18 protein-coding genes are annotated in these 20,818 nt (G+C 64.8%); 2 read left to right on the top strand and 16 right to left on the bottom strand.

What is annotated here, in order from left to right; translation table 11 throughout:
- Positions 1-3 precede the first annotated feature (3 nt).
- The 4 genes from CFE35_RS02415 to CFE35_RS02400 form a co-directional block, all read right to left on the bottom strand.
- Positions 4-1,632, bottom strand: a complete 1,629-nt coding sequence (locus CFE35_RS02415) for an alpha-amylase family glycosyl hydrolase (protein WP_292927555.1) — start codon at positions 1,630-1,632, stop codon at positions 4-6.
- Entirely contained in the window at positions 1,629-3,464 is a 1,836-nt protein-coding gene (locus CFE35_RS02410; protein WP_292927553.1) for an alpha-amylase family glycosyl hydrolase, read from the bottom strand. The genes CFE35_RS02415 and CFE35_RS02410 overlap by 4 nt, the downstream gene beginning before the upstream one ends.
- On the bottom strand, positions 3,461-5,005 hold the full coding sequence (locus tag CFE35_RS02405; RefSeq protein ID WP_292927551.1) for a tryptophan halogenase family protein: 1,545 nt from the start codon (positions 5,003-5,005) through the stop codon (positions 3,461-3,463). The genes CFE35_RS02410 and CFE35_RS02405 overlap by 4 nt, the downstream gene beginning before the upstream one ends.
- Positions 5,006-5,192: 187 nt before the next feature.
- Positions 5,193-7,994, bottom strand: a complete 2,802-nt coding sequence (locus CFE35_RS02400; RefSeq protein ID WP_292927549.1) for a TonB-dependent receptor — start codon at positions 7,992-7,994, stop codon at positions 5,193-5,195.
- 308 nt (positions 7,995-8,302) lie between these two features.
- On the opposite strand from CFE35_RS02400, the gene CFE35_RS02395 reads away from it, so the two are divergent.
- Together CFE35_RS02395 and CFE35_RS02390 are read left to right on the top strand one after the other, a co-directional pair.
- Complete coding sequence (locus CFE35_RS02395) at positions 8,303-9,337, top strand: LacI family DNA-binding transcriptional regulator (protein ID WP_292927547.1); 1,035 nt, start codon at positions 8,303-8,305, stop codon at positions 9,335-9,337.
- Between the two features lie 88 nt (positions 9,338-9,425).
- Positions 9,426-10,937, top strand: a complete 1,512-nt coding sequence (locus CFE35_RS02390) for an MFS transporter (RefSeq protein ID WP_292927545.1) — start codon at positions 9,426-9,428, stop codon at positions 10,935-10,937.
- 138 nt (positions 10,938-11,075) lie between these two features.
- Here CFE35_RS02390 and CFE35_RS02385 read toward each other — a convergent pair whose 3' ends face one another.
- The 12 genes from CFE35_RS02385 to CFE35_RS02330 are packed head-to-tail and all read right to left on the bottom strand — an operon-like array spanning position 11,076 to position 20,817.
- Positions 11,076-11,918 carry an SDR family NAD(P)-dependent oxidoreductase gene (locus CFE35_RS02385; protein WP_292927543.1) on the bottom strand — a complete coding sequence of 281 codons (843 nt, stop codon included), beginning with the start codon at positions 11,916-11,918 and terminating at the stop codon, positions 11,076-11,078.
- 25 nt (positions 11,919-11,943) lie between these two features.
- Positions 11,944-12,579: a hypothetical protein gene (locus CFE35_RS02380; protein WP_292927541.1), complete on the bottom strand. Its 636-nt coding sequence runs from the start codon at positions 12,577-12,579 to the stop codon at positions 11,944-11,946.
- Positions 12,580-12,601: 22 nt separating this feature from the next.
- On the bottom strand, positions 12,602-13,609 hold the full coding sequence (locus CFE35_RS02375; protein WP_292927539.1) for an alcohol dehydrogenase catalytic domain-containing protein: 1,008 nt from the start codon (positions 13,607-13,609) through the stop codon (positions 12,602-12,604).
- 25 nt (positions 13,610-13,634) lie between these two features.
- Positions 13,635-14,393 carry a glucose 1-dehydrogenase gene (locus tag CFE35_RS02370; protein ID WP_292927537.1) on the bottom strand — a complete coding sequence of 253 codons (759 nt, stop codon included), beginning with the start codon at positions 14,391-14,393 and terminating at the stop codon, positions 13,635-13,637.
- On the bottom strand, positions 14,381-15,277 hold the full coding sequence (locus CFE35_RS02365) for an MBL fold metallo-hydrolase (protein WP_292927535.1): 897 nt from the start codon (positions 15,275-15,277) through the stop codon (positions 14,381-14,383). The genes CFE35_RS02370 and CFE35_RS02365 overlap by 13 nt, the downstream gene beginning before the upstream one ends.
- Positions 15,277-16,911 carry an FAD-binding oxidoreductase gene (locus tag CFE35_RS02360; protein ID WP_292927533.1) on the bottom strand — a complete coding sequence of 545 codons (1,635 nt, stop codon included), beginning with the start codon at positions 16,909-16,911 and terminating at the stop codon, positions 15,277-15,279. The genes CFE35_RS02365 and CFE35_RS02360 overlap by 1 nt, the downstream gene beginning before the upstream one ends.
- On the bottom strand, positions 16,908-17,225 hold the full coding sequence (locus CFE35_RS02355; RefSeq protein ID WP_292927531.1) for a cytochrome c: 318 nt from the start codon (positions 17,223-17,225) through the stop codon (positions 16,908-16,910). Before CFE35_RS02355 ends, CFE35_RS02360 begins: the two co-directional genes overlap by 4 nt.
- Positions 17,222-18,061, bottom strand: a complete 840-nt coding sequence (locus CFE35_RS02350) for an SDR family NAD(P)-dependent oxidoreductase (protein ID WP_292927529.1) — start codon at positions 18,059-18,061, stop codon at positions 17,222-17,224. The genes CFE35_RS02355 and CFE35_RS02350 overlap by 4 nt, the downstream gene beginning before the upstream one ends.
- 28 nt (positions 18,062-18,089) lie before the next feature.
- Positions 18,090-19,160 (bottom strand): aromatic ring-hydroxylating dioxygenase subunit alpha, encoded by a 1,071-nt coding sequence (locus CFE35_RS02345; RefSeq protein ID WP_292927527.1) that lies wholly within the window; start codon positions 19,158-19,160, stop codon positions 18,090-18,092.
- 13 nt (positions 19,161-19,173) lie between these two features.
- Positions 19,174-19,707, bottom strand: coding sequence for a 2,4'-dihydroxyacetophenone dioxygenase family protein (locus CFE35_RS02340; protein WP_292927525.1), 534 nt, complete (start codon positions 19,705-19,707; stop codon positions 19,174-19,176).
- Between the two features lie 13 nt (positions 19,708-19,720).
- Positions 19,721-20,257: a 2,4'-dihydroxyacetophenone dioxygenase family protein gene (locus CFE35_RS02335; protein WP_292927523.1), complete on the bottom strand. Its 537-nt coding sequence runs from the start codon at positions 20,255-20,257 to the stop codon at positions 19,721-19,723.
- Positions 20,258-20,283: 26 nt separating this feature from the next.
- On the bottom strand, positions 20,284-20,817 hold the full coding sequence (locus CFE35_RS02330; protein WP_292927521.1) for a 2,4'-dihydroxyacetophenone dioxygenase family protein: 534 nt from the start codon (positions 20,815-20,817) through the stop codon (positions 20,284-20,286).
- Between the last annotated feature and the right edge of the window lies 1 nt (position 20,818).

The raw sequence follows: 20,818 nt of genomic DNA, 5'->3' as shown, positions 1-20,818 counted from the left end.
GGTTCATTCCTCGATCAGGAGGGCGCCGAAGGGTGGCAGGGTGCCGGGGGCGGCACGGTTCACCATCTGCAGCACGCCGCCTTTGGTGGGCGCAGCGGCAGGCCATGCGGCATGGCGCGGCCCCATGTTGATGACGCCGATGACGCTCGTCCCTTCGGCCACACGGCGGAAGGCAAGCACATCGGTGCCGGCATGGAGCACGGTGAAATCCCCAATCCGCAGCGCAGGATGGCTGCGGCGCAGGTTCAGCAGATCGCGCGTCAGGTGGAGCAGCGAGCCGGGATCGGCCTCCTGCCGGTCGACCGCGCGCGCGTGATTTTCCGCGCCCAGCGGCAGCCACGGCGTACCGGTGGTAAACCCGCCCTGCTCGCCTTGCGCCTGCCACGGCATCGGCGTGCGTGCGCCGTCGCGCGAGAGCGTCAGCGGCCAGTTGGCAATTGCTTCGGGATCCCGCAACTGCTCGAACGGGATATCGACTTGCGTGAGGCCCAGTTCCTCGCCCTGATAGACGATCACGTTCCCGCGCAGCGACGCCAGCAGCAGGGCCTTCATCCGCGCGAAGGACTCCGCATCCTCCGGCGCGCACCAGCGCGAAAGCGCGCGCGGCGCATCGTGGTTTTCAAAGGCCCAGCTTGGCCAGCCTGTGCCGGGTGCATCGGACCATTTCGCCTGCGTCTCCGCCACCAGTTCCGGCGTCAGGCGGTCAGCATAGAGGAAATCGAAGCCGTAGGCGCTGTTCAGCCGGGCATCGCCTGCTGTGTATTCCTTCATCTCGGTCTCGGCCAGATCGCCGCCGACTTCGGCCAGCGTGAACACTGCGCCATAGCGATTGCACAGCGCGCGCAGGCGTTCGATGAAGCCGACAATGCCGGGGTGCGACTGGTTGTAGATCTTGAGCTGATAGTCGAACGGGCGCGTGCGGCGGCGGCCATCGTAGGGCGCGGGCGGATTGTTGCGCATGTCCGGATCGTGCATCAGGAAATTGAGCGCATCGATGCGGAAGCCATCGACGCCCCGGTCCAGCCAGAACTGCATGACGCCCAGCAGCGCTTCCTGCACCGCCGGGTTGTGCGCGTTGATCTGGGGCTGGCTGCTCAGGAAATTGTGGAGATAATACTGGCAGCGGCGCGCGTCCCACGTCCACGCCGGGCCGCCGAACACCGATTGCCAGTTGGAAGGCGGCGCGCCATCTTCCTGCGGATCGGCCCAGACGTACCAATCCGCGCGGGGGTTGTCCTTGCTTGCCCGGCTTTCCTCGAACCACGGGTGCTGGTCCGAGGTATGGGCATAGACCTGATCGATCGTGACCTTGAGGCCCAGTTCGTGCGCGCGCGCGACCATGCGGTCGAAATCCGCCAGCGTCCCGAAAATGGGGTCAACGTCGCAGTAATCCGCCACATCATAGCCGAAATCGCGCATGGGCGAGGTGAAGAACGGCGAGACCCAGATCGCATCCACTCCCAGCGCCGCCACGTGATCGAGCTTCGCCGTGATACCGGGCAGATCGCCGATGCCGTCGCCGTTCGCATCGCAGAAGCTGCGCGGATAGATCTGGTAGATCGCCGCACCGCGCCACCACGGCAGGTCTGCTGCTGCGGCAATGGGGCGGGCTTGGGCTTGGGCTTTGGTCATTGGGGAGACTGCATTCCTGGGGAGGAAGGGAGGAGGCGGCACACCGCGCTGCCGAACGCGGGCAGATCGAGCAGCACGCTGCCCGGCGCGGCCACGCTGGCCGGGCACGTGCCGTAGAGCGTTTCGAGCTTGGCGGCCGAAGTGCCCACCACGCTGGCGGCGCGGATCGGCGCATCGGACGTGTTGAACGCGATAAGGTATTCCGCGCCCGTCTCGGGATCGAAGCGCGAGACGCTGAACAGGCCAGGTTTTTCGCCATAGCTGCGCGTGACCTGCCGCCCGCGCGCGAGCGCCGGATGCGCGGCGCGCAAAGCGGCGAGATCGCGGATCAGGCCGTAGAACGAATGCGCCGGATCGAAGTGATCGGCAGCAGCCGGGCGCGTGGCCCCCATCACCGGATTATCAAGATAGCTTGCCGTGCGCGTGGCAAACATGTCCTCGCGCGCGTCCTGATCGTTGCCATCGCCAACGAAGCCCTGCTCGTCGCCATAATAGATCACCGGAGAGCCGCGCAGGGTCATCAGCATGACATGGGCAAGCCGGACGCGCGCCTCCAGTTCGGCCGCGCCGATACCGGGCCGCTCGGCGCGGATCAGGCTGGAAATGCGGCCCATGTCGTGATTGCCGAGGAACGTCGGCATGGCCAGCGCCGCTGCCTCGCCGCCCTCATAGAGCACATCGCCTTCGAACAGATCGGCTAGCACGTCAGTGCCCCGGCCCTTGCCCAGCACCGCACGGATCGAGGCCTGAAACGCGAAATCGAGCACGGCGGGATAGCCATCACGCCGGGTGAACTGCGCGATATAGCCATTGCCCGGCTCCTCCCGCGCGACTTCGCCGAAAATCGCGAAGTTCGGGATGCCGCGCGCCTTTGCCGTTTCCAGCAGCGGCGGAATGAACGCCTGCCAGAAGCCGGGATCGACATGGCGCGCCGTGTCGATGCGGTAGCCGTCGATGCCGAAGTCCTCGATCCATTGCCGGTAGACCGCAATCATACCTTCGCGCACGCGCGGGTGTTCGGTGAACAGATCATCCAGCCCGGCGAAATCGCCAAAGCGGCTGCTCTCGCCGCTAAACGTGCTGTTTCCGCGGTTGTGATAGAACTGCGGATCGTTGAGCCAGCCGGGCACTTTCACGCCTGCTTCAGCAGCGGGGACGAACGGCGTGTAGGCAAAGGCCGGATCGGTGAGCTTGGCGAAATTGGCCGCGCTGGAATCCGCGTCGCCCGCAAACCCCGCGTTGATCGCCGGGCCAGCGAGGCCGCCCTTGCGCGCATAGGGATAGTCGGCGCGGCTGCGATAGTCGCCGCCTTGCTCGCGGTACTGGATCACGTCCGCCGTGTGGTTGGCGATGATATCCATGTAGACCTTCAGCCCGCGCGCGTGCGCCGCATCAACCAGCGCCTTGAAATCGGCGTTGCTGCCGAAATGCGGATCGACGCGGGTGAAATCCGTGATCCAGTAGCCGTGATACCCGGCGCTTTCCTGGCCCTGAGCGCCCTGCACCGGCTTGTTCTTGAACACCGGGCCGACCCACACGGCGGTGGCCCCCATGCCCTTGATGTAGTCGAGCCGGGCGATCAGTCCCTTGATGTCACCGCCGTGGTAAAAGCCCTTGGCCGCCGGGTCGAACCCGGTATGAAGCCGGTCCCCTTTGAGACCGCCGCGATCATTGGCTGGATCGCCGTTCTCGAACCGATCGGGCAGGAGAAAATAGACCACCTCGCCCGCCGCCGGGCGCGCGCGGACGCTCTCCAGCGGCGTCTGCGCGGCAGCAGGCACGCTGCCACTCGCCAGCAGCGCCAGCGCAGCAAAGCGCAGCGCCCGCTTCATGCCGCACCGCCAAGGGCCGGTGCCCCGCAGTGCCGCGCGATGAAATCGGCGTGGGCGGGATAGCGCTCCACCTCGCGGCGGTAGAGGCCGTTCAGTGTTTCGAGGTAGCCCTTGAGGTCCGCCTCATCGATGGTTTCGGCAAGGCCGTGGCTGCGCTCGGGCACGATGCCCTGCCCGGCCATGACCTGAAACCAGCCCACTTCGCCAAACAGTTCGTCGCCATGCCGGAATATGTGACCGTTGGTTCGGAACAGTTCGATGCGGTCCTTCAGCGTATCGGGCAGCGCCATGTCACGCATCGCCTGCCAGAACGGTTCGGGGCGCTGGTTCACGTGATAGTGCAACACGATAAAGTCGCGAATGCGCTCCATCTCGAACGTGAACTGGCGGTTGTATTCGTCGCGCGCGGCCTGTGTCTGCTCTTTGCCCGGCAGCAGTTTCAGGATGCGCGAGATCGCGGTCTGGATCAGGTGGATGCTGGTCGATTCCAGCGGTTCGAGGAAACCGCTGGCCAGCCCCACCGCGATCACATTGCCGCGCCACGCCTCGGCCCGGCGGCCGGTGGTGAAGCGGATGGGGCGCGGATCAGCGAGCGCCGGGGCATCGAGATGCGCCAGCAGGCTCTCTGCCGCTGCTTCGTCAGTGGTAAAGGCGCTGCAATAGACGCGGCCATTGCCGGTGCGGTGCTGCAACGGAATGCGCCATTGCCAGCCCGCATCGTGCGCCGTGGCGCGGGTATAAGGAGTGAAATTCTCCACGCGCGCGCTCGGCACAGCCAGCGCCCGGTCGCACGGCAACCAGTGGCTCCAATCGACATAGCCGCTGCCCATCGCGCCGCCGATCAGCAGGCCGCGAAAACCGGTGCAGTCGATGAACAGATCGCCCGCGATTTCCTCGCCGGACGCAAGCACCAGCGCCGTGATATCGCCGCTCTGCGCATCCTGCCGGACTTCGCCGATCTTGCCCTCGCGCCGTACCACGCCGCGCGCTTCGGCAAACTGGCGCAGGAACGCGGCATAGAGCCCCGCATCGAAATGGAACGCATGGGGCATTTCCGGCACATTGCGGCTCGTGAGCGGCGCACCCCGGTGCATCCGGCCCGCGCGCGCAGCAATGTCGTTGATCGCATAATCGCCATGCGGCCCGGCAAGCCCAAGCCGCCGCCCGCGCGACCAGTAGTGATGAAAGGCGCACAAGCCCACATCGCGGCCCACATCGCCGAACGCGTGCATATAGCGTTCGCCAGGCCGGCCCCAGCCGACGAACTCGATGGCCAGCTTGAAAGTCGCCTGCGTGGCGCGGCTGAAGGCGTCTTCGTCTATCCCGAGCGCCTGATTGAACATGCGGATCTGGGGGATCGTTGCCTCGCCCACACCCACGGTGCCGATCTCTTCGGATTCGACGAGCGTGACGGTGAAGCCCCGGTCAAGAAAATGGCCCAGCGCAGCGGCTGTCATCCACCCTGCCGTGCCGCCACCGGCAACGACGATCCGCAACGGTCCGGATGGGCCTGCGCTGCCGCTGGTTTCGGTGCTGCTCATCGCAGGCTCCCTGCTGTCGGAGGGTGGAGCGTTGCCCTGCTTGCCAGCAAGGCAGAACCCGAGCGTCTGGCAAGGCGGCCCGGAGTGCGGACGGCCTGCCAAAGCTGGGTCATGGTTTCAGGCATTGGCTCACGCTACCGGGCGGATGAACTTGCAGCAAGCCATCCGCCCGGTTGCGCATACGACTTCAGAACTTGTAGCTGAGGCCGATGTAGAAATCGCGGCCATAGCGCTGATAGTCGATCACCTGACGCGGATCGTTGTTCTGGTAGGTGATGAACGGACGATCTGTGAGGTTGCGCGCCTGGAACAGGATCGAGAGGCCTTCGAGCGCCGAACCGGGCTGGAAGTCATACCCGATCTGGGCATCGAGGATGCCTTCCGCCTTCGCGGTGCGGTAGGTCGGGTTGGCCGAGAGGCCAGCGACTTCGGCAAGGAACTTCGAGCGGTAGCGATACGAGGCGCGCAGCTGGAGCCCATGCTTTTCGTAGTAGACCGAGGCGTTACCCACCCAGTCCGACAGGCCGGGCAGCGTGATCGGGTTCACCGGATCGCTGTTCAGGCGGATCGTGCTGTCGGTGTACGAACCGCTGCCATAGAAGCCGAAGCCGTCAAGCGAAGGCGTGAGCAGCGAGAACGGCAGCGAGAGCGTGAACTCCGCACCCTTGAGCGAGCCTTCGCCATCGTTGAGCGGCTGCGACACGACGCCCATCGTGGTCTTGAGCTTGCTGCGGATATCCGCCGGCAGCGAAGCCGCCACTGCCGCAAAGTCGAACGGCAGGTTGCGCGACGGGTTCACGAAGTCGGTGAGCTTCTTGTAGTAGCCCGCCAGCGAGACGTAGCCGCCCTTTGGGAAGTAGTGCTCGACCGAGACGTCGATGTTTGCGGCGCGGTAGGGGCGCAGCAGCGGGTTGCCGCCGTTCGACTTGAAGAACGGCCGGGTCGGGTCGTTGGCTTCGAGGTTGGTGAAGTCGAAGTTCAGCTCCTGGTTCACCCGCTCCTGATCGAGGCGCGGACGCACCATGCTGAGCGAGCCGGCCAGCTTGACGTAGGTGGCGTTCGCCACTTCCAGCGCGAAGTTGGCGCTGGGCAGCACGCGCCAGAACTTGTCGCCGCCCGTGGCAGGCACAACGAGCACGTTGCCGGTTGCACCGTCGAAGTTCGAGATCGAACCGTTCGAGCTCTGGTCGGTGTGAACCGCCTGCACGCCGATGGAGCCGGTCAGCTTCTTGCCGCCCACATCGCCATCGAGCTTGAGCATCGCATAGGCCGTCCAGACCTTCTCGGTGATGGTGTTGTCACGCACCAGCGAGACCGGGCGGTTGTCGAACACCGAGGCGAGCGAATTGTTGACGAGGTAGACCGGATCGAGCGCCAGCATCTTCGGCACGCCGAGGTAGGCGAGCGGAACCGAGCCGACGACGGCGGCGTCCGGAATGGACACGAACTTGGGCGTGCCGCTATCGACCGAGCAGTTGCTGCCCGCGCCCTTGGGGCACAGGAAGAACGACTTGAACGCCGAAGTCTTCTTGCGGCGGCTGTAGTTGCCGCCAACCTGCCAGCCCGCCAGCGGGCCAGCGCCGTCGATCGCGCCATCGAGATCGGCGCGCAGCGAAAGCAGGTCGTCCTTGAACTTCGGACGGTTGAGGAAGCCCGCCTGCACGACGGCCTTGGTGCCGTTGTAGCCCCAGCCGCGCGGATCGGTCAGGCCGAACTGGCTGGCGTTGGAGTAGTCAAGCGTCGGGACGATATCGAACGTGCCATTGGGGTTGGCCGAGATCTTGATCGTGTCAGCCGCGCCGCCGGTGCCGTAGCCGGTGCCGGAATAGGTTTCGAGCAGATCGTCGGTGCGCTTGGCGGTGCTGTAGGAGGCGTCGAGCGTCAGGTTGAGCTTGTCGTTAAGCTTGATCTGGTTGTTCCAGCCCACCGAGAAGTTATCGGCCTCGCGCTTGTTGCGGTCATTCCGCTGCACGGCGTGGATGCCGGTGAGCGTCGCTTCGGTGACAAGGCCGTTCTCGACCTTGAAGCCGGGCTGCACGGTTGCGCCCGAACCCCAGGCCGGAGCAATCGGGAATTCGATGCCGCGCAGGATCTGGGTTTCCTTGAAGTGCGAATAGAGCACGTCGAGGGTCGAGTGGAAGTTGTCGCTCGGCTGGTATTCCAGTGTCGCGACCGCGCCGTAGCGCTGCAGCTTGTTCGACTGAACATAGGGCTTGGCGCCGCCGAGGAACAGTTTGCCGCCCGCCGAACCTTCGTTCGGGAAGCCCCAAGCGTTGTAGCGCTCGTTCTGCGAAGGCGCGTCGGTTGCCGAAACGCCGATGGCGATGCCGAAGGTGTCATCGGCGAACTTGTCGACATAAGCCGCCGAGGCGCGATAGCCATAGCGGCTGGCGTCGGGGTTGAGCTTCTTCATGCCGTTCATCTGGCCGCGCAGCTGCAGCGAGACGATGCGGTCCTTCTGCGACAGCGGACGCAGCATCCGCAGATCGACCGTACCGGCGATACCGGCGGCGACGAGCGACGGCGTCGGGGCCTTGTAGACGACGACGTTCTTGAAGAATTCAGCCGGATACTGGTCGTATTCCACGCCGCGGTTGTCACCGACGGTGACCTGCTCGCGGCCGTTCAGCAGCGTGGTGCCGAAGTCCGGCCCGAGACCGCGGATCGAGAGGCGCTGGTCGCGGCCTTCAAGGCGCTGCGAGGTGACGCCGGGCAGGCGGGCGAGCGAGTCTGCAATCGAAACGTCGGGCAGCTTGCCGATGTCTTCGGCCGAAAGCGCTTCCACGATGGTCGGCGCGCCGCGCTTGATCGAGGCCGAAGCATTGAGCGAGGCGCGGTAGCCGGTGACGACGATGGCGCCGTCATCAGCAGCGGGCGCTTCGGCAGCGGCCTGCGGAGCGGCGTCCTGCGCAAAGGCAGGCGCAGCAAGAGCGGCAACGGTCAGCGCGATGGCCGAACTGCCGAATGCAAAAAGGGTGTGCTTAGCCATGGAAATCAGATCTCCCCCGGGTGGCCGAATGGCGGCCTCAATGGTGTCGGAACGCGCTTGTTCGCAGGTCCAGTACGAAGGGCTCGGTAGGCGCGGTGTGCATGGGAACGAATATGGCATACGTATACCATCGGGATTCCGCGGGGTTAGCGGGGCCCAAGTGCGGCGCATTTGCCACGCCCCGCGCCGGAATGGACCTGCCGGCCGCCGAGTCCTCCGCGGCAATTGCGCCCATGCATTTCCATGCGTAGAGTTCTTGCTCGTCCGATCCGGTGCACAGAAACCGGGCGGCGCGGGAGGAAGAGGCGATGGGCCGCAGGCCGTCCAACAAGCCGACCAGTTTCGATATCGCCTATCTGGCCGGGGTTTCGCAGCCCACGGTGAGCCGTGCCCTGCGCGGCAGCAAGTCGGTCAGCCTCGCCACGCGCCAGAAGATCGAGGCAATCGCCCGCCAGCTCGGCTACACGGTCGACAAGAACGCCTCGTCGCTGCGCTCGCAGCGCTCCAACACGCTGGCGCTGCTGTTCTTCGAAGACCCGACGCCGGACGAATCCGGTATCAATCCGTTCTTCCTCGCGATGCTCGGTTCGATCACGCGGCACTGCGCCGCGCGCGGGCTTGATCTGCTCATCTCGTTCCAACGGCTCGATGATGATTGGCACAAGCGCTATCAGGACAGCCACCGCGCCGATGGGCTGATCCTGCTCGGCTATGGCGATTACACGCTCTATGAAAGCCGTCTGCGCCAGCTGGTGCGTTCTGGCGCGCATTTCGTGCGCTGGGGCGCGGTTGAGCCCGAGACCATCGGCGCCACGGTCGGCTCGGACAACTTCGGCGCGGGCCGCCTTGCAGGCGAACACCTGCTGGCGCGTGGGCGGCGCAGCATCGCCTTTCTGGGCCAGGCAGACAGCCACTATCCCGAGTTCAAGAACCGCTACGAAGGTCTGGTCCGCGCGGTGGAGACAGCGGGCCTGACGCACGATCCGGAACTGGTCATCCCGGCCATATCGTCCGAGCAACTGGGCTATCAGGCCGCGCGCAAGCTGCTCGCCAGCGGCAAGTCGTTCGACGCGATCTTTGCCGCCAGCGACCTCATCGCCATCGGCGCGATGCGCGCGCTGGGCGAAGCGGGGCTGTCCATTCCGGGCGATGTCGCGATTGTCGGCTTCGATGATATTCCTGCCGCCAGCCTCACCTCGCCGCCGCTCACCACCGTGATGCAGGACATGCGCCACGCCGGTGTCGCGCTCGTGGAAACGGTGATGGCGCAAGTGGAGGACAAGCAGCCCCCCTCCCCCTTCCTGCCGACGCGGCTTGTAGTGCGCGGCACCACGGGCGGATAGAATCCCTTCCCGCATGGGGATGACATTCGTATGCATTGCTGCCTGCGCGTCCCGGCTCGCCTAGGGAACTTGCAGGAAAACAAAGCAGATGCACCTGCATGGCGGGCGCACGGGGAGCCGAAAGCACGTGACCACCCGCCAGAAACCGCAGCAGTCCTTTGGGGGACTGTGGAACGTGAGCTTCGGCTTCTTCGGCATCCAGCTCGCGTTCGCGCTGCAGAACGCCAATGTCAGCCGCATTTTCCAGTCGCTCGGCAGCAGTGTCGATGATCTGGCGTTCCTGTGGATCGCCGGGCCGGTCACGGGTCTCATCGTGCAGCCGCTGATCGGGCACTATTCGGACCGGACATGGGGCTGTTTCGGGCGGCGGCGGCCCTATTTCGTGGCGGGCGCAGTGCTGGCAGCGCTGGCACTGCTGGGCCTGCCGCAAGCGGGCGCGCTGATGCTGGCGGCGGGGTTCCTGTGGCTGCTCGATGCCTCGCTCAACATCGCGATGGAGCCGTTCCGCGCTTTCGTGGGCGACATGACGCCGGACGACCAGCGCGCCAAGGGCTTTGCGCTGCAAACGTGGTTCATCGGTGCGGGCGCGGTGATCGGCAGCCTGCTTCCCGCGCTGTTCACGTATCTGGGCATAGCGAACACCGCGCCAGAGGGCGTGGTGCCGGATTCGGTGCGGCTCAGCTTTTTCATAGGCGCGGCGGCGATGGTGCTGGCCGTGGCATGGACCGCCTTCACCGTGCGCGAATACAGCCCCGAGGAAATGGCCGCGTTCGGCGCTGGCCAGCCAGAGGCCGGCGCAGCGCAGCCCCTCGTCTATTCGGCGCGCGGGCCATACTGGCTAGCGCTCGGCGCAGGGCTGCTGGCGCTGGTTGCCGAAATGGACCTCGACAAGCAACTCTATGTGCTGGGCGGCGGGCTTGTGGCGTTCGGCCTCGCGCAGATCGTACTGCGCGCGCTCCGGGCAAAGGGCGCGCTGGCCGAAATCATGAGCGATCTGGCCCAGATGCCTGCGCAGATGCGGCAATTGGCGCTGGCCCAGTTCTTCACATGGACCGCGCTGTTCATCCTGTGGATCTACACCACACCGGTCGTGACGCAGTATGTCTTCGGCGCGGCCGATACGACCGGCGCGGCCTACAATGCGGGTGCGGACTGGGTCGGCGTGATGTTCGCCTTCTACAACGGCGTCGCCGCGCTGGCAGCTTTCCTGCTGCCGGTGCTGGCGAGGCGGATCGGCAATGCGCGCACGCACATGGTCTGCCTGCTGGGCGGCGCGGCGGGGTTCCTGCTGATCCTCTTGCTGCGCGATCCGTGGCTGCTTCTGGCGCCGATGGTGTTCATCGGGATCGCATGGGCGTCGATCCTCGCCATGCCTTACGTGATCCTCACGCGCGTACTGCCGCCGCACAAGTTCGGCATCTATATCGGCGTGTTCAACGTGTTCATCGTCGTGCCGCAGCTGATGGTCGCGACGATCATGGGCGGCGTCATCCGCAGCTTCTTCCCCGCCGAACCCAAGTGGACAATGCTGGTCGGCGCAGTGGTGATGGTAGCCGCGGCGCTGGCGATGCTGCGCGTGCGCGAAGACAAGCCGGGCTAGTCGCGAGGCAAAACCTTAGCTCTCCGTCGCCCCGTGCTTGACACGGGGCCGGGCTATTCTTCTGGCGCGGTGCCGAACACGAAAAGCCAAGGCCCGTGTCAAGCACGGGCCGACGATCCCATCAAATGTCATGCTGCTTCAATACTGAAAGGCAGCCTCTGGCACCGCATCCATCAGCGTCTCGTTGCGCTCGCGCATCTTGTCGCGGAATTCGCCGTGGGTCACGATATGGAGCCGGTCCGCAAGTATGCCGTCCGCCACGATCTCTCCTACCGTTTCCGGGTCCATCCAGTCATCGCCGGGCGGGCGCTCAAGCAAGGTCGCCTCGCTCGCGCCAAACCCGCTGCCTTCGCGCAAGTGCGCAGGGCGGTTGAGCGCGGCTTCGTGGATGTTGGAGCGCACGAACGCCGGGCACAGCACCGACATGCCGATGCCCTTGCCCGCCAGTTCTTCGCGCAGGTTTTCCGACAAGTTGAGCACCGCCGCCTTGCCCGCCGCATAGATCGCGAAGTTCGATGGCATGCGAACCGCAGCGGCGAGTGACGAGACATTGACGACATGCCCCCCGCGTCCATGCGCGATCATGCGCGGCAGGAAGCTTTGCAGGCCATTGATCACCCCGCCCAGATTGACGCCAAGGCCATAGTCCCAATCAGCGTAGCCTGCTTCCAGCACCGGCCCTTCCACGCCGACCCCGGCGTTGTTCACCAGAATGTCGATCCCGCCGAGTTCGATATCGAGCCGCTCGGCCACAGCGGCAAAGGCGGCGCGGTCGGTCACGTCGAGGGTGAGCGCTGCCACGCTGCTGGCAAGCCCCGCCTCGCGCACGTCCGCTAGCGCCCGGTCGATATGATCGGGCCTGAGATCGGCGATGACGACAAACGCCCCGCGCCGCGCCAGCGCCTTGACGATGCCAAAGCCAATTCCGCTCGCCCCGCCGGTGACGATGGCGCGCTTGTCGTGGAAGGTGCGCATCGGCATGTCCCTTGTCCTCAGCCCCTGTTTTTCAGGCCCCGTAGACCCAGTAGCGCGGGCCGAAGCGCGCTTCCAGTTCGGCCAGCTTGGCCTTGTGGATCGCCTGAATGGCGGCAGGCGTGGTGGCCTCGTCGCCCGCGACTTCTTCGAGCTTCACGCTCGTCGGGTCTTCGTAAAGGTGCTCGCCCGCCAGCCGCGCCGTGTCGTCATAGGGCCAGATGAAGGCCTGACGGCTCGAGACATGATAGAGCGCGTCGGCCTTGGGCGCGTCATAGCCCATCGCCGCAAGATCTGCCCCTTTGGCGAGCTGGTGGAAGGTTATCTCGTCGCAGATGCCCCAGTCGTTCACCGCAAGCCGGTCGTCCGAGTGCCACAGCACCGCCTGCCCCACGCTGTTGTAGAAAGCCTTCACGCCTTCCTTGCCCTCGATCACGGCGGGATTTGCCCCCCAGGTCACGCGGTAGACCGGGTGATCGACCATCATGTCGCTGGCGGTGATATCATCATAGAGCCCCGCGCCTTCGAGGTGCACGTGGCGCCAGAAGTTGAGCAGGATCGCGCGGTGCAGCGGGTTCTTCGTGGCGTTGTAGAGCGCCTCGGTCGGGTTCATGCATTCGAATACCGCACGCTCGATGGTGTTGGTCGGGATCGTGGTAGCGAGGTTCATCGGGCTATCCTCATGTGTTGGTTCAGGCACCGGGCGCGATCAGCACCTTGCATTGCTCGGTGCGGCGGCGCAGCGCCTCGAACACGGTGGGGGTGCGGTCCAGCGGGATGGTTTCAGTGACCAGTAGGCGCGGCTCGGCCGCCCCCCGGTCCAGCGCATCCAGCGCGGCGTGATATTCGTGCGCGGTGAAGAACGCCGAGGTGATGAGCCGCACTTCCTTCGAAAGCATGGCAAAGCTGTTGAATGTATCGGGCACGGTACACAGGCCCAGCAGCACGATGCTGCCCCGCGCCCGCACTTGTTCGACCGCTTGCGCGATCAGGCCGGGCAGGCCAACGCATTCGAATACCACGTCGGCCTTGCCGGCCAGCGCGCGCTCCGCCGCGCCCAGCGGGTCTTCCCGGTCCGCGACGAAATCGTGCGCGCCCATGGCGAGTGCGCGCTCCTGCTGCCAGGTGGCGACATCCTGCACCACAACGCGCCCTGCCCCCATGCGGCGCGCCCAGAAGGCCGCGGCAAGCCCGATGGGGCCAGCACCGAGGATCAACACCTTGTCGCCAATGCGCATGCCCGCCATCGCCACGCCGTGGAGCGCCACGGCCAGCGGCTCGATGATGGCGCCATCGGCAAGGCTGGCGGATTTCGGCAGCTTCACGCACTGGTTGGGCATCGTCAGAGCATATTCGGCATAGCCGCCGCCTTGCAGGCCGAACTTGTCGCACCACGAGACATTGCCGGCGAGGCAGGCGGGACAAGACCCGCAACTTTTCAGCGGGCTGACGGCGACGAGATCGCCCTTGGCAAGGCCTTCAACGTCCTTGCCCAGTTCGATGACTTCGCCCGCGAACTCATGGCCAAGGATCGAACCTGCGCCCTGCCCATAGGCCGCGTCCTTGGTCATGTGCAGGTCAGAGCCGCAAATGCCGCAGCGGCCAACCTTGACGACGACTTCGCCCACGCCGGGCACAGGATCGGGCACGGTCTCGATGGCCAGCGGCTTGTGCAGGCCTTGCATCACGGCGGCGCGCATGGGCGTTGCTCCTCAGTGCGCCGGCTTAGTGCGCGGTCTGGCCGCCATCGATGGCGATAGTCGCGCCATTGATGAAGCTGGCTGCATCCGAACACAGGTGCAGCACGGTGCCCGCAATTTCCTCCGGCTGCGCAGCACGGCCGCTGATGTTCCCGGCGAAGAACGCGGCGCGGAAGTTCGGATCGTCGGCCCAGTGCTGCGTCATCGGGGTGACCACGAAGCCCGGCGCGATGGCGTTCACGCGGATGTTCTGCTGCGCATATTCCACCGCTGCCGCCTTGGTCAGGCCCGAAACGGCATGCTTCATCGCGCAGTAGACGCTCATGTTCGGGTCCGCGATCAGCGCGCCGACAGAGGCCGTGTTGACGATGGCCCCGCCGCCCACTTTCAGGAAGTGCCGGATTTCCGCCTGCATCGCGAAGAATACGCCCTTGAAGTCGACGTCGATGGCGAGGTTCATTTCCTCTGCCGTCACTTCATGGATCGGGCGCTGCGGCGGGAGAACGCCGGCGTTGTTGAACGCCGCGTCCATCCGGCCATAGCGCTGCACACAAGCCGCGACGAGCGCATCCATCGCTGCCGGATCGGTCACGTTGGCTTGGCAGAAGGAAGCCTCCCCGCCCGCCTGCTTGATGATCGCGACCGTTTCTTCCGCACGCGGGTCGATGTCGCCGATGATCACCTTGGCCCCTGCACCCGCAAAAGCCACGCAGGCCGCGCGGCCAATGCCAGTTGCCCCGCCGGTGACGAGGACGGCTTTGTCCTCGAAGCTCATTCCTGCCATGCGGGCTGCTCCCCTTTTGCGACCTTGGATGAATTGCCGAGCAGGAAATCACCAAGCACGTCGACGGCATCGGGGAAGGCCTTCTGCACGCGCGCGCGCAGATCGGCGCTATCCTTCGATGCCGCGACCAGCTTCGGCCACTCGGCGATATAGCGCCGCGTGAACTCGAGGCCGGAGGCATCGCTTTGCATACCCGGCTTGTCGTGCCCGGCCACGACGATCTCGGGCTTCAGCGCGATGAAGCTGTCGTTGGCCTTGCCCCATGCCGCGATGGCAGCCGCATCATGCTCGCCCATCCACAGGTACATCTGGTTGTAGACCAGATCGCCCGGAAACAGCGCCTTGATTGAAGGTGCCCAGAGTGCAGTGGCGTGGACGTGATCGCCCTGCACAGGACCGAGCACCTTCAGTTCCTTGCCTTCGAGCAGGATCGTATCGCCCTCGAGCGCGGCGGGCGCGGTGGGATGGCGCGGCGCGTTCATGCCCAGCACCGGATACCAGCGTTTCACCTTGAACGGCAGCGAGCGCCAGATATCGGCGGCAACCACCGGATGCGCGACGATCTTTGCATCGGGAAAGGCATCCTGCAGCACTTCCATCGCGAAGAAGTGATCGGGATGATCGTGCGTGATGAACACCGTGGTCAGCCGCTTGCCGCTATCGAGCACCATCGCGACAACGCGGTGGGCATCGGCGCGGGTGAACGGTGCATCCACCAGCACCGCATCCTTATCGCCCTTGATCAGCGCGATATTGGCAAACAGCGAACCCTCGCTGGTGCGCAGGGTTTCCACCGTGAGCGGCCGAGAACTTGCAGCGTCCTGCGCCTGCGCCGTGGTGGCGAGCAAAGCGCCCGCCAGCGCCAGAAGCGTTTTCCTGATCATCACAGAATGCCTGACTTGCCGGGGGCAAGGATGTGGTTGGGATCAAGCGCGTCTTTCAGCTTGGCATTGAACGCGCGGTTCACCGTGCCGAACTGCTCCGCCACGAGGTCCATAGCGTGGACGCCGGTGCGGTAGCTCGCCCAGCCCCGCTCGCCGAAACCCGTCACCAGTTCGCGGTAGCAATCGTCGGCGCGCTTTTCCTCGGCGGCGTCAGACTTGTCGTAGAGCAGTGCGATGATGTGGTGGAGTTCGCGGCTGCCGATCGCGAAGGCGGCGGTATAATCGAACCCGTGCTTACCCAGAATCTGCTTGGCCAGTTCCACCTGTCCCTGCGTCTCGCTGCCCTTGGCTGGCGCGACGGGGGCAAACCACGCAAGGCCGCCGCCGTTTCCGCGCCAGCGCGCAAGGCCGATCTCGTCGAGGTTGAGGCCGCCTTGCATCAGCGTGGCGTGGTGGTGGAACCACGGGTTGTCGCCCACTTCTTCCTGCGTCAGCACTTCACCGTCGATGGCAGCAAAGGCGGCGCGGATGATCTTCTCGCTTTCGGCGATCATGCCTTCAGTGCCATAGAGCGCGATGTAGGTGTTCCACATGCCGAGGTTGTTGGCCTCAGCCGCCTTGGCTACGGCCTCGTCGGTAATCGGCGTCGGCTGATCCCACACCTCGCCGCGCCGCTTGAACATGGCCAGCTGATAGGCAGCGCCCATCATCAGCACCACGTTGGGCACGATATTGGCAATGCGCAGCGGGCGCATGGCTTCCACGATGCGGGCGACGTCCTCCATCTTCTTGTGGCGGATGACGAAGGGCTTGTAGACTGGCGGTGCGGGCATCAGCCACATGCCCATCTTGGTCACCACGCCGAAGTTCGACTGGGTGAACAGGCCATCGAGATACGGCCCGTAGCCCCACTTGAACGCCTGCCAGGCGGACGGATTCTTGGTGGAGCCCATGCCGGTGCGCAGGATTTCGCCGTCCGCGAGGACGACTTCCATGCCGCACTGGACCATGAAGTGCTCGCCATAGGGCGTGTAGCCCACCCCGCGATCGAGCGTGTTGCCCACCGGGCTGGCGATGGGGCCAACCGTGGGTACGTCGATCCACAGCGGGATGTTGTTTTCGGTCAGATAGTCCTTGAGCTGGCGATAGGTCACGCCCGGCTCGACCAGCGCGGTGCACAGCTCCGGATCGACCGAGATGATGCGGTTCATGCGCTTCAGATCGAGGATCATCTGGCCGGGCGCGGCGGTGGTCGTCATCCCATAGCCCATGTTCTTGCCGGTGGAGACCGGCCAGATCGGCTGGCGGAACTGGTTGGCGATCTTAACGATGGCCTGCACGTGCTCCACGGTTTCCGGGCAGACCGCGCCGACGGGGACGTGCTTGGCATAGGGATCGGGGGTGTAGGACTTCTTCCACGGCGAAACCGCTTCGGGATCGGCAAAGACCCATTCATCGCCCACAACCTTGCGCATCGCGGCAACCGCACCGGCAAAATCGCGCTTCTTCACGCCGGGGGCGAGGACGGCCTTGGCCGTGGCGCCCGTGCCGAGGCCGACAGCGGCGGCTCCCGCAGCGGCACCTCCAAGGAGCGAACGGCGATCGAGAGTCGGTATGGAATTTGGGGCTGTCATTGGCCGTGTTCCTTCGTGTCGGCGCTGCTCTTCTCGACCCAATCGGCCAGAGCCTTGAGTTCGGTGGGGGTAACCTCGGTCGGGCGGAAGGCGGGCATTGCGTTCTGGCCGTGGCGGACGATGTATTCGACCGCGCTGGCGGGAAGCGCCCTGCCCCGGATCACCGGGCCGACGTTCTTGCCGTGGCAATAGCCGCAGACCGCTGCATAGACCTGCTCAGGGCTGCGCTGTGCCTGCACATCCCCCAGCTTCTGCGCCGCGTGGGCCGTCCCCGCGAGAGCAAGGCCCGCCACGATGATGAAGATGTGCTTCATTGATATTTCCCCAGCATCATACCGCCGTCGATCACGACGTGGCTTCCAGTCATGTAGTCCGAAGCATCGGAGGCGAGCAGCAATGCTAGCGGCTTCAGCTGTTCGGTTTCCGCCACTGCGCCCAGCGGCACAATGGCGTCCCATGCCTTGCGCGCAACGGGATCCTTCTTGAGCCAGCCTCCGCCGATGTTTGTCACGAACGGCCCCGGCGCGATGGCGTTGATGCGGATGCGGAACTCGGCCAATTCCAGCCCCAGCGCCCGCACCATGTGCAGCACGCCTGCCTTGGCCGGCATATAGGGCAGGCCGACGATGGGTTCCGTCACGAGGCCTGCGTTGGAGGCGGTGCAGATGATCGAACCACCGCTGCGGCCATTGGCGCGGCCGGGCTGTTTCATCACGCGCACAGCGTTGCTCACGGTGTAGAACACGCCCGAGAGATTGACCGAAATCGACTTGTCCCAGCGCTTGGGATCATAGGTATCGACCTGGCCTGCGGGATTGCGGTGTCCGGCCGGATTCCAGAAGCCCTCGCCGGTATCGATACCGGCATTGGCGAAGGCGATATCCAGCCCGCCATAGGCCTTGGCATGGGCATCGAACACGGCAGCTACGGCATCGAAGTCCGAGACATCGAGCCGGTCGAAGCGCACTTCGTATCCGGCTTCATTCAGGCGGGCCGCTTCGCGCTCGGCCCCTTCGCCGTCGATATCAGTCAGCGTCACCATCGCCCCGGCTTCCGCCATGGCTTCGGCATAAGCGAGGCCGATGCCCGAGGCCGCGCCGGTGACGAGCGCAGAGCGGCCCTTGATGTCAAAGCGGTCCAGAATTGCCATTGTTGTTATCCTCTCCGTCGCGGCAGCTTTATTCGGCTGCTTGCGCTTGTCGTTCGCGGTCTATGAGGCGTTGCAGCATGCGGCGCGCGCGCACCCCGCCTCCATCGCCGTTCAGGATGAGTGGGCGCAGCTCCCAGAAGTCGGCCCCACGCATCAACCGGTGGCTGTCGCGGATCAGCGGCATGTCTTCCTGCTCGAACGCGAATTCGAGCGCGCCGCGCATCCCGGCGGTGAACTCCACATCCCCCAGCGCGAAATCGCGCGCCGTAGCCCAGAAGTAGTGGGTGGTATCCGGCGTTTCGGGCGTGAAGGCGTGCAGCGAGGGGAGCAGCGTACACTCTTCGCGCGGCGTACCCGGAGGCCCGGCGCGGAAGTCGAAATAGAGCACGGCGGGGGCATGCCAGATGACCCAGCCGTAGAAGTCCTGCTTGATGCCGATCCGCCCGAGCATCCCGCCGATACCCTCGGAGAGGTAATCATCGAGGCGGATGTATTCGGCGTGGACTGTCTCCCCGTCCTGCCAGAACTTGCGCTCCCCTTCGGTGAAAGCCGCCGCCACCAGCGCAGGGTGGACGAAGTTCGCGTGGCTCAGGTCAAGGATATTGTCGCTGTAGAGCTCGTAATGCCCTTCCGCGACCGTCGCTCCGCGCACGGCTTCCCACTTGGGATCGGACAGCCAGCTGAAGTCCGGGATAAGGGCCGGATCGGCCTTGTCCGCCTCACCCATCCAGATCCACAGCAAGGCATGGCGCTCTTCCAGCGGATAGACGCCCAGCTTGCTTTCGGGGAGTTGGCCGCCGGGGTGCGGGTTGTGAACGCAGGCCCCGGTGCCGTCAAAGCGCAGGCCATGATAGGGGCACATCAGCGCACCATCCACCACCGAGCCTTGCCCCAGCGGCGCAAAGCGGTGCGGGCAGCGGCCCGACACGGCGTTTGCCTTGCCCTCCCCATCGCGAAACAGCGCAACGGGCTCTTCCAGGAAGACGCGCTGCTGGGGCGTTTCTCCCAGATCAGAGGCCCAGCCCGCGACGTACCACGTGTTACGCAGGTACGTGCCAACCGGCTCCGGGCCGAGTTTGGGGACCCCAGCAGCGCTCATCTCGGCGGCTCCCTTACAGGTAGAGCTGCTTGTTGATCGGGATGTTGTTTTCCCGGCAATAGGTCTCGTAGTGGTTCATGAACCACCACACATCGAGCGTTTCGACATGATTGCCATTCTCGTCGAAGAACTCGTTGGCGCCCTGCATGTGGAACAGCGCCTTCATGCCGTTGGGATCATCCGTCACGAGCGTGTGCGCAGTGCCCGGCGTTTCCGTGATGAATTCACCCGGCTTGCACACCCAGTCGTATTCCAGATAGCGGAACGAGCCTTCGAGCCCGATCGCCCAGACGCGGCCGCGGTGCTTGTGCGTGCCGATCACGCCCGGGCCCTTGATCCACAGGATGTTGACATAGACGTTGTCGCGCACGTCGAATGCCAGATGCCGGATCGCGGCGTTGTCGCCGAACGGCACCCACGGGCTTTCGGCCTCGGACGCGCCGACATAGGTGCCTTCAATGCCCTTGGACTTGATCAGCGCGCCGTAAAGCTCGGGCACATCGACGATCTTGTAGGCCCCGGACGGCGGGGCAGTCATGGTAGCCATCTTGGCGGTCCCTTTAGAGGTAGAGCTTGGGATTGATGGGCAAGTTGTTTTCCCGGCAGTACGTCTCGTAGTGGTTGATGAACCACCAGACGTCCGTGGTTTCGACGAACGCGCCCGCGTCATCGTAGAACTCGATCGGCCCCTGCATCCAGCCGAACAGCTTGACGCCTTCGGGATGCTCGGTCACCAAAGTGTGGCTTTCGCCCGGCACTTCGAGGATCAAGCCGCCAGGTGATGCGGTCCAATCATACTCCAGATAGCGCACGCTGCCCTCGATGCAGACCATCACGATGGTGCCGCGGTGGAGGTGCGTACCGATCGTGCCCGGGCTCTTCACCCACAGGATGTTCGAGAAAATGCCCTGCCGCACATCGAACGCGAGGTGCTTGATCGCAGCATTGTCGCCGAAGGGCACCCACGGGCTGTCAACGTCGGTCTGCGCATCGATATAGCGCCCGCCGGGGCTCAGCCGCGCGACGAGGTCGCGATGGGCGAAACCGACATCAACGATTTCCTTCTTGGAAGAAGGCGGGGCAGTCATTGCATTCATGGAGGCGCTCCTTCAGCGGATCCCGATCAACGGATAAGCGTATCGACATAGTCGGCACCGATGCCGACCCGGTCGTAATGTTCGCGCGCGTTCTTGATGTAGTCAAACACATCGAAATGCCCGGTGGTATTGCCATCATCGTCCAGCCACATCAGCGGGCCGGATACGACGAAGAACACCTTCATCGGGTCTTCGTGTTCATAGCAGACGAGCGTGTGGCTCTCGCCCGGCGTTTCATAGACAAAATCGCCCGCAGTCGCGGTCCAGTCATGCTCGAGGTAAGCCCACTTGCCGCTGATCGTGTAGGCCCAGATCGGGTGCGGGTGATAATGGCGGTTCACCAGACCCGCCGATTTCGACATCAGCACATCGGCCCACATGTTCTTGGTCGGGCTGATCCAGACGGGCTTGGAACTCACCGTCTCGCTGATCGGCACCCAGTAGCGTTCATCGCCCTCGGCAATCTTCGACAAGTAGACTTCAGGAAGGCTGCCCTCCCGGAACACCTTGTCGACAGGCTTGATGCCTTTCCAGAATTCGGAATGGGCGGTTTCAGGCATG

Source organism: Novosphingobium sp. PASSN1, assembly GCF_002278815.1.
This window is presented reverse-complemented; position numbering and strand designations above follow the sequence as displayed.